Origin of the sequence: Zunongwangia sp. SCSIO 43204 (assembly GCF_019904275.1) — a bacterium.
GTDB lineage: Bacteria > Bacteroidota > Bacteroidia > Flavobacteriales > Flavobacteriaceae > Zunongwangia > Zunongwangia mangrovi.
Genome location: NZ_CP063204.1, coordinates 296584 through 309791 on the forward strand (window position 1 = coordinate 296584; position 13208 = coordinate 309791).

The 13208-nt window shown below is 38.2% G+C and carries 10 protein-coding genes; 2 read left to right on the forward strand and 8 right to left on the reverse strand.

All coding sequences use genetic code 11. From position 1 onward, the window contains the following. Positions 1 to 53: 53 nt before the first annotated feature. Together INR75_RS01410 and INR75_RS01415 are read left to right on the forward strand one after the other, a co-directional pair. The gene (locus tag INR75_RS01410) at positions 54 to 2492 is read left to right on the forward strand and encodes a zinc-dependent metalloprotease (protein WP_370629898.1); all 2439 of its coding nucleotides are present in this window, start codon (positions 54 to 56) and stop codon (positions 2490 to 2492) included. Positions 2493 to 2718: 226 nt separating this feature from the next. Beyond that, complete coding sequence (locus INR75_RS01415) at positions 2719 to 3183, forward strand: hypothetical protein (RefSeq protein WP_223090463.1); 465 nt, start codon at positions 2719 to 2721, stop codon at positions 3181 to 3183. Positions 3184 to 3253: 70 nt separating this feature from the next. Here INR75_RS01415 and INR75_RS01420 read toward each other — a convergent pair whose 3' ends face one another. The 8 genes from INR75_RS01420 to INR75_RS01455 form a co-directional block, all read right to left on the reverse strand. Further along, on the reverse strand, positions 3254 to 4477 hold the full coding sequence (locus INR75_RS01420; protein ID WP_223090464.1) for a permease: 1224 nt from the start codon (positions 4475 to 4477) through the stop codon (positions 3254 to 3256). Between the two features lie 36 nt (positions 4478 to 4513). After that, positions 4514 to 7495 (reverse strand): heavy metal translocating P-type ATPase, encoded by a 2982-nt coding sequence (locus INR75_RS01425; RefSeq protein WP_223090465.1) that lies wholly within the window; start codon positions 7493 to 7495, stop codon positions 4514 to 4516. A 58-nt stretch (positions 7496 to 7553) separates the two neighbouring features. Next, complete coding sequence (locus tag INR75_RS01430; protein WP_370629874.1) at positions 7554 to 7877, reverse strand: four-helix bundle copper-binding protein; 324 nt, start codon at positions 7875 to 7877, stop codon at positions 7554 to 7556. A gap of 89 nt (positions 7878 to 7966) precedes the next feature. Continuing rightward, positions 7967 to 8530, reverse strand: a complete 564-nt coding sequence (locus INR75_RS01435; protein ID WP_223090466.1) for an AraC family transcriptional regulator — start codon at positions 8528 to 8530, stop codon at positions 7967 to 7969. Between the two features lie 235 nt (positions 8531 to 8765). After that, complete coding sequence (locus INR75_RS01440; protein ID WP_223090467.1) at positions 8766 to 9332, reverse strand: DUF3347 domain-containing protein; 567 nt, start codon at positions 9330 to 9332, stop codon at positions 8766 to 8768. A 26-nt stretch (positions 9333 to 9358) separates the two neighbouring features. Then, entirely contained in the window at positions 9359 to 10048 is a 690-nt protein-coding gene (locus tag INR75_RS01445) for a PepSY domain-containing protein (protein WP_223090468.1), read from the reverse strand. Between the two features lie 17 nt (positions 10049 to 10065). Further along, on the reverse strand, positions 10066 to 11754 hold the full coding sequence (locus INR75_RS01450) for an efflux RND transporter periplasmic adaptor subunit (protein ID WP_223090469.1): 1689 nt from the start codon (positions 11752 to 11754) through the stop codon (positions 10066 to 10068). A 114-nt stretch (positions 11755 to 11868) separates the two neighbouring features. Continuing rightward, the gene (locus INR75_RS01455) at positions 11869 to 13134 is read right to left on the reverse strand and encodes a TolC family protein (RefSeq protein ID WP_255584612.1); all 1266 of its coding nucleotides are present in this window, start codon (positions 13132 to 13134) and stop codon (positions 11869 to 11871) included. Positions 13135 to 13208 lie beyond the last annotated feature (74 nt).

Below are 13208 nucleotides of genomic sequence, written 5' to 3' on the forward strand. Positions count from 1 at the left end.
TTATGACAAACAAACTACCGATCAGGATTTGTGCTGTGGGGCTATCTTTTTTAATGGCATCTTGTGCTGTTTTTCAAAAGAACAAGAAAAGTCAGGCTGCTACCGCACAAAAAGAACAATCTAAAGACGGATTAAAACCCTACTCTAAAGTCATCACTAAAGATGCAAAATCAGACGAGGGTCTTTTCACCGTTCACAAAGTAAAAAACAAATATTACTACGAAATCCCAGACAGTCTCTTTAATAGAGAAATGCTAACAGTAACAAGAATAGCAAAAACGGCTTCTGGACTTGGTTTTGGTGGAGGTAAACAGAACACTCAGGTTCACCGCTGGCAAAAGAAAGGTGACCAAGTATTACTTAGAGTTGTTTCTCACGATATTTATGCTGCAGATTCACTTCCTATTCACGAGGCGGTTACCAATTCTAACTTCGAGCCGATCCTTAGCTCTTTCGAAATTGAAACTGTAGGAAAAGATTCTATCAATAAATCTTACGTTATCGATGTTACAGATCTTTACAAGAAAGATGTACAGGCTTTAGGACTTGGTGACAGATACCGTAAACAATACAAAGTTTCAAGGTTAGACGATAGTCGTTCGCTTATCGATACGATTAGAAGTTACCCTGAAAACATCGAAATTCGTCACATAAAAACCTATAACGCTGGTAATCCACCATCAAATTCTACTACTGGTTCTATCTCTTTAGAGTTTAGTAACTCTATGATTCTTCTACCAAAAGAACCAATGGAGCGTCGTTATTTCGACGAACGTGTAGGATGGTTTACTACCAGCCAGACAGATTATGGTTTAGAAGCTCAAAAGAGTAAAACCGTAGAATACCTTGACCGTTGGAGATTAGAGGTGAAGGAAGAAGATATGGAGAAGTTCAAGAACGGTGAGTTAGTTGAACCTAAAAAACAGATCGTTTATTATATCGACCGTGCAACTCCAGAAAAATGGGTACCTTACATTAAACAGGGAATCGAAGACTGGCAGGTAGCTTTTGAAGAAGCTGGATTTAAAAACGCTATTATCGCAAAAGAAGCTCCTACTCCAGAAGAAGATCCAGACTGGAGTCCAGAGGATGTTCGTTATTCTGTAGTTCGTTACTTAGCATCTCCTATTCCAAACGCAAATGGTCCTCACGTAAGCGATCCACGTTCTGGAGAGATCTTAGAATCAGATATTAACTGGTACCACAACGTAATGACCTTATTACGTAACTGGTATTTTGTTCAAACTGCTGCGATCAACGAAGAAGCACGCGGAGTAGAATTTAAAGATGAGATCATGGGACGTTTAATTCGTTTCGTATCTTCTCACGAAGTTGGCCACACTCTAGGTCTTCCTCACAACATGGGTAGTAGCCCGGCTTACGCAGTAGAAGATTTACGTGATCCAGAATTCACTGCAAAATACAGCACAGCTCCATCTATCATGGATTACGCTCGTTTTAACTACGTAGCACAACCTGGTGATGGTGATGTAGCTTTAATGCCAAATATTGGTACTTACGATAAGTATGCTATCATGTGGGGATACAAACCAATCCCAGAAAAAGAAGGTAAAGAAGAAAAACCCGTTCTAGATGAGTGGATCTTAGAACATGCAGGAGATCCTTTATATCGCTTCGGAAGTCAACAAAGTGGTGGTGTTATCGATCCTTCTTCTCAAACTGAAGATCTTGGTGACGATGCAATGCTTGCCAGTGAGTATGGTATTAAAAACCTGAAGCGTATTGTACCAAACTTAATCGAGTGGACTGCTGAAGACGGTAAAGACTACCAGGATCTAGATGATCTTTACGGACAAGTGCTTAGCCAGCTTAATCGCTACATGGGCCATGTTACCGCTAATATTGGTGGTGTTTACGAAAACACTAAAACCTACGATCAAGAGGGTGCAGTTTATACGCATGTTGCTAAAGAAAAGCAGGAAAGAGCAATGGATTTCTTACAGGAACAATTGTTCGAAACTCCAAATTGGTTAATCGATCAGGACATTTTTAATAAAATTGAATTCGACGGAAACATCGAAAGAATTAGAGGTATGCAAAGCAGCACACTTTCTAATGTTTTAGACTTCGGAAGAATGCAACGTTTATTAGAAAACGAAGAAATAAACGGTAAAGAAGCTTATACGCTTCTTGAAATGATGGAAGATTTACGTAAAGGAATCTGGAGTGAATTAAATACTGGTCAAAAAATCGATAGATATCGTAGAAACCTTCAAAGAGCCTATATCGATCGTATGGCCTATTTAATGACAGAAGACCAGGATGCTATTCCTAGCGCTTACCGTCGTTGGATTAGCAGAACTAACGTTAATGTAGGCCAAAGTGATATTCGCCCAATCGTTAGAGGTGAATTAAAAACACTACAAAGACAAATAAGAAACTCAATGTACCGCTCAGGAGATACTCTAACAAGATATCACCTTCAGGATGCATCAGAAAGAATAGATCAGATCCTTAATCCTAACGACTAGTCTAGCGATAGACTATATTTGATTTATTAGTTTTTTAAGACCTGCCTCCCCCACGAGGCAGGTTTTTTATTGTTCTAACTTTACTTATCTATCTTCAAATTATATATCGATTTTATACGTTTTTAAAGTATTTTCTATTTAAATTAAAAACTGAAATCAAAAATAGCATTAAACCTTTATCCTTTTTAACAGTCCTATTATAGAATTCACTTTAAAATTCTTCAATATGAAAAGATTATGTTTTATTATGATGATGCTTGTGGCAGTATCTTCATTTGCTCAGCAAAAAGAAGATCGTAGAAAGCCAATGAAGGAACGTGCAGTTATGAATATGACTGCTGAAGAAAAAGCGATTTTGAAATCTAAACAGCTTACCCTGGCATTAGACCTTACTGAAAAGCAACAAAATGATTTTCAGAAATTATATACAGAACGAGCTAAAGACAGAGCCAAAATGCGTGAGGAAATGAAAGATGCTGCGGAAGATGGCAAACTAAAAGAAGAAGCTTTCGAAAGAATGAATGCTCGTTTAGATAAAGAAATTGCCTTTCAGCAATCTATTCAGAAGATTCTTAGTCCAGATCAATATAAACTTTGGAAAGACTCCAAAAGAGCAGAACGAAGAAATCGAATGATGGCTTTTAAAGATCATCACAGAGATTTTAGAGATAAACACAAAACCCCCAAATAAATTTCAATTTTATAATTGTTCAATTGCAAAAAAGAGAAGCCTAACAGCTTCTCTTTTTATTTTTTTAAAATTACTGAATAAAATATTTTACAATCATCCCACCAGCTAACCAGGCATAACAGATAAAAGCGATATACTTTAGGCTTCGTTCCATTAGTTTACTTTTTGGTGCCATTTCTTTCATCTGCATTACATCGGTTCGTTTAAAGAAACCTAAGTAGATCAAATATCCTGAAATAAGTAAAAAAGCGATATTCATAAAAAAGGTATAATCTATTTTAAAAAATGTTTGATCCTGTACCTGCACACTAGAAGGATCTGGAATTAAATCGAAACTTAAAAAGCCATAATGTAATAAGAGCGAAGTACCAACCAAAGAAATAAAAAGCAACATTAAGATGAAAAACGACATTTTCCAGCCATAATATTTTGCATTGATTCTAAGTACTGGGAATACGACCAGGTCGCTAAATATAAAAGCGATCACTCCGGCAAAACTCACTCCCTTACCAAACAATAAGGCAGCCAACGGAATATTCCCCATCGAACCAATAAAGGTGATAAAAGCAACCACCGGCCCAATAATAATATGTTCTAAAATCATCAAAAATGAGAAATCTGTATTTCCCTGCCCACTATTGATAAACAGCGTTTCAAAAAACGAATCTGGAACAAAAGCTGCTACTATTCCGGCAATAGTAAAACCAAGCGTAACGTCCTTCCAGACCATTTTCCACTCCATCCCGTATTGCTGTGAAACTTTCGCCCAGCTTTTTTCGGTTTTAATTCTTTTCTTCCAGGATTTCTGGCCATCTATATCATCATCGTCGTCATCCTGAAGTCGCTCTCGTGCCTTTTTAATAAGACCTTTAGGGTGAAATAATCTAATAAGTAACCAACTGATCAAGATTAATAAAATTCCGCCTACATATTCTCCTACAACAAATTGCCAACCTAAAAATATCGAAATGATAATTCCCAACTCGATTACCAAATTCGTTGACGCCAGTAAAAATGCAATACTTGAGACAAAACTTGCTCCTTTTTTAAACAAACTTTTGGTAGATGCCAAAGCAGCGAAACTACAGGAGCTACTTATAAATCCAAAAAAGGTTCCGAGTAAAACTCCTTTAGATTCGTTTTCGCCCATTGTTTTTTGCATTCGTTTTTCAGTCACAAAAACCTGAATACAACTACTAATCACATACCCCAAAGCAAAAGCCCATAATGCCATCCAGAAAAATCCCAGACTGGTATTTGCGGCTTCTCCCCATTTGCTTAAAAAATCATTCATAAATTTCTGTTTTGGTTAGTTAGTTTATTTAAAATCTTACGATAGTTTCGAAGCTCGTAACCTCAGCGCATTAGCGATCACAGAAACCGAGCTAAAACTCATCGCCAAAGCTGCGATCATTGGCGACAATAAAATTCCGAAGAACGGATAAAGAATTCCGGCTGCAATTGGCACACCAATACTATTATAGATCAAAGCAAAAAACAGATTTTGTTTGATATTTGCCATTACTTTATCACTCAGTTTTCGTGCTTTCAGCACTGCTTTTAGATCGCCTTTTACCAACGTGATCTCTGCACTTTCTATCGCTACATCAGTTCCGGTTCCCATGGCAATTCCAATATCGGCTTTGGCCAACGCCGGCGCATCGTTTATTCCGTCTCCCGCTGCAGCTACTTTTCGTCCTTTTTGCTGAAGTTTTTCGACCTCACTCATTTTATCCTGCGGCAACATTCCGGCTTTAAAAGCAATTCCCATTTCATCGGCTACCGCCTTTGCCGTACGTTCGTTATCACCGGTAAGCATGATTACCTCAACGCCATCTTCTTTTAATTTGGTAAGTGCTTCTTTACTGGTTTTTTTCACGGGATCTGAGATTACCACAAAGCCTTCAACCTTAGCATCTACACTTAAATAAGAAACGGTTTTTCCCTGTTGCTGAAATTGTTCAATTTCGCGATCGATTTTTTCTGAAGAATTGATTCCTTTTTCATCCAAAAGCGCCTTATTCCCCAGCGCTAATTTATTCTGCTGAAGTTCACCAATCACACCTTTCCCGGTAACCGAATCAAAATTTGAAGCTTCCTCGATCTTAACTTCTTTCTCTTTCGCGTATTTTATCGTTGCAGTGGCCAGCGGATGTTCACTATGTGTATTTAAAGCAGCGATAAATCTTGCAATTTCAGCTTCGGTATAATCACCAACACTCACTATTTTTTCTACGGAAGGTTTTCCTTCAGTGATCGTTCCGGTTTTATCGATAATCAAAGTATCAATCTCATTCATCTGCTCTAACGCCTGCGCATTTTTGATGAGCACACCATTTTGAGCGCCTTTCCCTACTCCAACCATCACCGACATTGGTGTTGCTAAACCAAGCGCACAGGGACAGGCGATAATGAGCACCGCGATGGCATTTACAAAAGCATAAACATAAGACGGCGCCGGACCAACAATCGCCCAAATCACAAAAGTGATCACCGAAATAAGCACCACAATTGGTACAAAATATCCTGAAATTTTATCGGCCAGACGCTGAATTGGCGCTTGCGATCTACTGGCATCGTTTACCATTTGGATAATTTGTGAAAGCAAAGTTTCATCACCCACCTGCTCGGCGATCATGGTAAAAGAAGAGTTCCCGTTTATAGTTCCTGAAGTTACTTTATCATCAACTGATTTCTCTACGGGGACAGGTTCTCCCGTGATCATACTTTCATCGATCGACGATTTTCCTTCTTTTATAACTCCATCTACCGGGATTTTTTCTCCTGGTTTTACTTTTAAAACATCTCCCTCTTCGATCTTATCGATATTAACTACTTCTTCTTTACCATCTTTAATTCGAGTAGCTTTATTAGGCGCCAGTTTCAGTAATTCTTTTATAGCCGAATTGGTGCGATCGTGCGCCCTGGCTTCCAGCATTTGCCCAAGTAGCACCAAGGTTAAAATCACCGTGGCAGCTTCAAAATAAACATGCACTGTTCCTGCTTCCGTTTTAAATTGATCTGGAAATAGATCCGGAAAAAGCAGTCCTAAAATACTAAAAACCCACGCTACGCCGGCACCAATACCAATTAGCGTGAACATATTTAAATTCCAATTTACGATCGATTTCCATGCACGTTCAAAAAACATCCAGGCCGTATAAAAAACTACCGGAATCGACAATCCAAACTGTACCCAGTTCCAATATTGCAAGTCCATGATCTGGTAAAGCGGATTGCTATTCAGCATATCAGACATCGCTATCAAAAAAACTGGCAATGTAAAAGCTACAGAAAGCCAGAACTTTTTACGCAATTTTAGATACGTTGAATTTTGCGCATCAGCTTCGGGATCCTTAGCTACCAGATCCATCCCGCAAATTGGACAATCCCCAGGTTCGTCTTCTTCAATCTCCGGATGCATCGGGCATGTATATATTGTACTTGAAGCACTTAAACTTTGCTCCTGCACCAAATCCATTCCGCATACCGGGCAATCTCCCGGTTCATCATACATTTTATCACCTTCGCAATGCATTGGGCAATACCACTTACCATTTCCTTTAGCTTTAGGCTTCTTTTTCTTGTTACTTTTTTCTGAATGATGATGCTTATGATCTACCGGATGAATTTCATATCCACCACCGTCATTTTTTAAAGCCTGCTGAAACTTTTCAATTTCAATATGATGATGCATACTGATTTTCGCTTCGGCTTTTTCAAGATCTACTTCAGCGCTCTCGACACCATCAACTTCATTTAAGGTTTTTTCGACGTGAGCGCGACAACCATTGCAAGACATTCCGCTTACATGATAATTATGCGTCATCAAATGATCCTCAGAAGAATTTGTTTCCGAAGGCATCGAGATCTGATAATTCCCACCGGCATTTTTCAAGGCTTCCTGAAACTTTTCTATTTCAATATGATGATGCATGCTGATTTTTGCTTCGGCTTTTTCAAGATTCACTTCAGCCTTCTCAACACCATCAACTTCATTTAAAATTTTTTCTACGTGAGAGCGACAACCATTGCAGGACATTCCGATTACATGGTATTTATGAGTCATCAAATGATCTTCAGAAGAATTTGTTTCGGAAGGCATCGAGATCTGATAATTTCCACCGGCATTTTTCAAGGCGTCCTGAAATTTCTCAATTTCAATATGCTTTTTCATAGAAATTTCAGCAGTTTCTTTTTCAAGATCAACTTCAACTTGTTCTACTTCAGGTATATTCTCGAGCGCTTTAGTCACATGAGATTTGCAGCCCTCGCAACTCATTCCGCTTACATGGTATTTATGCTTCATCATAAGAAAAGAAACCGAAAACCTGCAGTTTCAGGTTTTCGGTATGGTATTTAATTCAATTTTAAGCCAAATAAGAATTACAGGCTTCTACACAGGTTTCACAAGCGGTTGCGCAATCCTGGCAATGCTTGTGATCGTGTTTTTTACATTCATCTGCACACTGTTGGCAAATCGCTGCACAATATTTTACAAGATCGGTAATATTTGCGCCATCGATCAACGCAACTTTAGCAAGTGCACTACAAACTTCTGCACAAACTTTATCTGTACGAATACAATCTTTCATCATTCCGATATCATCTGTATCCAAACAGGCATCGGCACAGTAGTTACAATGATTTACACAATCTACTAAAGCATTTACTAATTTCTCACTTCTCATCATTTTGATTTTTTGGTTCTCTATCAAAATTAAACGAGAAGTAGCAGAAGTACTTTTAAAATTATGGTAAGAAATTTCGGTTTTAGGAAAGCTTAAACAGAATCAAGGCCTTTTCGCCCTTTTATTTGCATTTTTTTATATTCTGAAGGAGTGATCCCGGTTTGTTTTTTAAAAGAAGTAGATAAATAGGCCGCCGTTGAAAACCCTAGTTGATACGCAATTTCAGCAATACTAAGTTCATCATACTCCAAAAGTTCCTTGGCTTTTTCGATTTTTAGTTTATTGAAATATGACTGAATGCTTTGCCCTTCTTCTGCAGTAAATAAATTGGTAATGTGGCTGTAATCGTAATGAAGCTGAGTACTTAAGATCTCAGAAAGTTTTTTATGATCGGTGCTATTAGAAACCTCGTCTATTAAAACCGATTTTATATGATTTACGATGCGTTTATTTCTAGTTTCAATAAGTTCGAAACCGACTTTCTCTAATTCTAATTTTAGGAGATCGTTTTCTTCCGCAGAAAGATCTTTTAGCAAAGTTGCTTCTCCCAGACTCACATCTTTATACGGAATCTCAAGTTTAGACAGAATATCTTCTACCGTTGCAATACAACGGCCACAAACTACATTTTTTATATGAACAATATTTTCTGCCAAAACAATAATTTTTAAAAGATCTCTTGCTCAAAAATTAGAGCGAGAGAATGATGCTTATTTTTGAACATCCTTAATTTATATACTTACTTTTTTCATCATTCCGGACCTGCCTTGCCGACAGGCAGGCTTGATCCGGAATCTCATATAAATGCGAAAAAGAAAATATTGTGATGCGACCCTGAATCAAGTTCAGGGTGACAACATTTACAATAATTAATTGCGGAAATTCCGCATTTTACTGAATAGTTTTTTCTACTCTACCGCAATGCAACATTTTATCCCCAAAATAAGGATTATTAATTTCTTCTGAACTTGCAAACCAGTAATCGCCCTTACCTTCAAAAGCCATTGGGCAAAATTGCTTGTAGATCGCGCCAGAGGCAATCGCATTTTCCAAAACAGGCTCCATCATAGCCGTTACTTCTGAAAATGCCTTACGCTGCGCTTCGATGTCTGAAGCTTCTGCAATTTTATTCGCAGCATCCATAATCTCAGCTTCTGTATTTTCAGATAGTTTTTTAGCTGCTGTTTGGGCTGCTTCAGCATCTGTAGCTACTAGAGCGTCTTTCAGATCTAAATACGCTTCGTAATTCGCTGCAACTTTTTCATCATTAAATTCGGCCTCACTCATTTCCATAGCAGACTCTTCGCCCATCTCTTCGTCGTGATACATCTCCATTTCTTCATGCGAAGTTTCAGCAGAGGTTTCAGTAGAAGTTTCCTTGTTTTCCTTACAGCTGGTAAAACTAACGATCCCTGCTGAAAGAGCGATAAAAAATAGATTTCTGTGTATACGTTTCATAATTGCTTGTTATTTAATTTAATTGTTTACTTGTTTATTTTTCTAATTGTTGGTGAACTTACATACCAAAGTACAAAACCGCTCAAAACGGTGACCAGGCCTAATACTGAAAATATTCGCAAAACCCAGTTGTTAAAATCATCCCTGCCTTCGTAATCCATTGTGTGCGCCATCCATAAAAAATCGAACCAACGCCAATCGCGATGTCTTACTGTTTTAAAACTTCCATTTGTTGCAGAAATATAAGCTTTTAGATTCTCTGGATTTTTGTAAGAAACTACATAAGCCGGCAACTCTCCACCTCGATATTCGTGATGTTTCCCGGTCTTCGTTATCAATTTCACCTTGTCGATCTTAAGCTCATCTTTTAATCTGCTATTTGCAATCGCTACAGCCATTTCTTCTGAGATATACTGAATCTTTTCACCCGATCTTGCATGAAATAACTGCTCGCTATTCACCCAATAATAGGGCGCTCCTGCAATCTCTTTTATTTCTACTGAAGAAACCGAAGGCACCAGATCAATCGGATTTAAAAGCTCAGAAAATGCGGTTTCCTGATATTCTTTTTTAAAATGATCCCCATGAATTTCATCCAGATCTGTCCAGCTAAAATATAAACCACCCAGCGTCCACATGATAAACTGAATTCCTATAAAAAGACCCAAATATCGGTGCGTTTTCCTAATTTTTAAAGCTGTTTTACGTTTTATCATGCTGTTTTCTTCCAGGTTTAATTTAGCGTTTCCAAAGTTTCACCACAAGTCATCATCTGCTCTCCAAAATATGGATTTCTAATTTCTTTATTTCTACTTAGCCAGGTTGCACCTTTGTTGTTGTTCGCCATTGGGCAACGCTGAATATAAATCTCCTCAATTTCATCGAAATTCGATACCAGCGCGATCATATTTTGTGAAAGCGTAATAAAATTCTCTCGTTGCGCTGCAATTTCTTCTGAAGCACTTATCGCTTTAAATTTATCCTGAATCACTTTAAAATGAGCTATCAGCATTTTATCCAATTCCGCAGTCTCAATATTGTTGATTTTTGCTGAAGCTTTTTTCGCCGCCTGCATTGCTGAAGTGGCATCGCTACCCACAAGATCATCTTTCAACTGTAAATAATCTCGAAGCAGCGGTTGAAGTGCCGACTGGAAACTTTTTGGCAAACTCATTTCCATAGCCATGGATTCATTATTATCAACCGCATTCCGACTCATCATCGATTTTTTCCCCTGAAGTTGTGCCGCGGCATCTACCGTAAAAGTTCCGTTGGTAACAACCTCATCTCCTTCTGCCAAACCTTCTAAAATTTGGTAAGAATCGCCAATTTCACTGCCTAATTTCACTTCTTTCATTTCAAATTGCGGCGTATTAGGATCTGTTTTAAGATACACAACAGATCGTTCTCCCGTCCACATCACCGCAGATTTTGGGATACTTATTTGCGAAGCTTCCGTAGCTTCCAACTCAACCTCAGCCTGCACAAACATTCCCGGTTTTAATTTTCCGTCTCGATTATCTAAAACCACGCGAACCTCTGTAGTTCTGGCAGAATTATCCAAAATAGGATCTATAAAATCTATGGTTCCGCTAAAACTTTCATCTGCAAAAGCATTTACCGAGATTTGAAGTTTTTGACCTTCTTTTAAATTAGACAATTGCTGCTCGTAAGCATCAAAAACCGCCCATACTTTAGTAAGATTTGCGACTTTATACAAAGCTTCTCCACGATTTACATAATCACCTTCGTTAACCATTTTTTTAGTCACCGTGCCTGAATTTGAAGCAAAAACAGGGGAATTCTCTTTTACTTTTCCGCTTTCTTCGATGGCATTGATCTGCGAATCAGTCAACTTCCAATTCTTAAGCTTATTTCGTACCGCCTGGTACAATTTAGGCTGAGATTCCTTTAGTTTTAAAGCCGTTAACAATTCCTGCTGGGCAGCTACCAATTCAGGTGAATAAATTGTTGCCAAAATTTGACCAATCTTAACCTGCTCACCCGTGGTATTGATAAAAAGCTGTTCGATTCTCCCGGCGAAATACGACGATTGCACCGCATTTAATTCTTCATTCGCTTCTAAAGTCCCGGAGAGATTAATTGATTTATCTGCATTAGAAGTTCCAACAATGCTTGTTTGAATATTTGCCAGTTTCATCGCATTCTCCGTCATTGTAAAACCTGCAATAGTTGCATCACTTTGATCTGCCGGGATCAGTTCCATGCCGCAAATCGGGCAATCGCCAGGTTCAGGCTGCATGATCTGTGGATGCATAGAACAAGTCCACATCGTATCTTCTGCAGCATCGTGTTCAGCATGCGTTTCTTCGGCTTTATTTTCACTTCCGCTAAAAACCAAATAGCCAACAAAAAGGCCAATGATCAAAGCCAAACCTGTGTATATAATTGTTTTTTTCATAATCGTTTTTGTAGCTTTTAGCTATCAGCCATTAGCTTAATAAATCAAAATCTATTTTCTATTCTCTATATTCTCTTTTCTATTCGCGGAATACTCAATTCCATTTACTCACTACTATTCCACCAAATACTGAATCATCGCCGTTTGCTGAAAATAATTACTTACCGCTTCGGCAAATCTCATCTGATAATCTAATTGCATTTCCTGGATATCAAGTACATCTCTAAAATCTAAACTTTCACTTTCGTAACTGCGCATCAAAATATCTTCCGCATCTTTTGTCAACCCAATATTACGAAGTTGAATTTCTACGGAATTACGAGCTGAATTCCGCATTTCAATTGCATTCGACAAACTGCTTTCCAGTTCATTTAAACGCTGACTTTTATTTGCTGAAATTTGCTTTTTCCGCAATTCATTCTGTGCAGAAACCGAAGAGTATTTATTATTAAAAATCGGGATCGAAAGCGATATCATCGGCATCACAATATCTTTCCCATTATCGGGAATAGCCATATCGGTACGCGTCCCAACATTGATATAATCTACACCTAAACCAAATTGCGGAGCCGACTCTTTTTGATTAATAGCTTCAGTAAAATCAACGCTTTCCAGACTTTCATCGAATTTGGATAATTCTGGATGAACTTTTATTTCTGAAATATTTATTTCTTCTGAAGGCAACTCCAAGGTATCTACAAGTTCAACTGAAGCATTATTATCTCTATTCATTAATCGATTAAAAGCCACTTTTCCGGCATTTAATTGACTTTCCAGATTTACCTGCTGATCTCTGAGCTTATTTTGACGCATTTGCAGCTGAAGCACATCTACAGCGCTGGCTTTCCCTACTTCTACTCCGTTTAGCGCCAATTCTTCATACACCTTCAATAACTCAATATTCTCCTGAATCACTTCAATTTTCTCCTGAATTTCATACAACTGAAAATAGCTCTTAGAAACCGATAATCTTAACTTGCGCAAAGCGATATCGACCTCAATATTATCTTCTTCAGCTAATGCGCTGGCATAATTTTGCCTCGCTGAAATCGTCCCAAACCAAGGAAACATTTGCTTCACGGAGAATTTGGCTTGCTGCGGCCCGGTTCTGGTTTCGGGTTCACTCACAAAATAACCTGCAGCAAATTCGGTATTCGGCAACGTGTTTACCGCATTGATCTGCTCTTTAGAAATATCATATTTCGCTAGCAAAGCATCGATCGCCGGACTATTATCCTGTGCTTCTAAAACATAAGCTTCCAGTTGTTGTGCCTTGGTTCCTAAAGAAAGTAACAGCATCACACAAAGCGATAGAATTTTATATGTCTTTTCTGCTGTTAGCTGCCAGCTTTCAGCCATCAGTTTATTTTTATTTTTCATTTAAAGTTTTGTTTCACGTTCAATCAAAATCACGTATCTCAAACCTGTCGTCATTTCCTTGTCTATCTTCTATT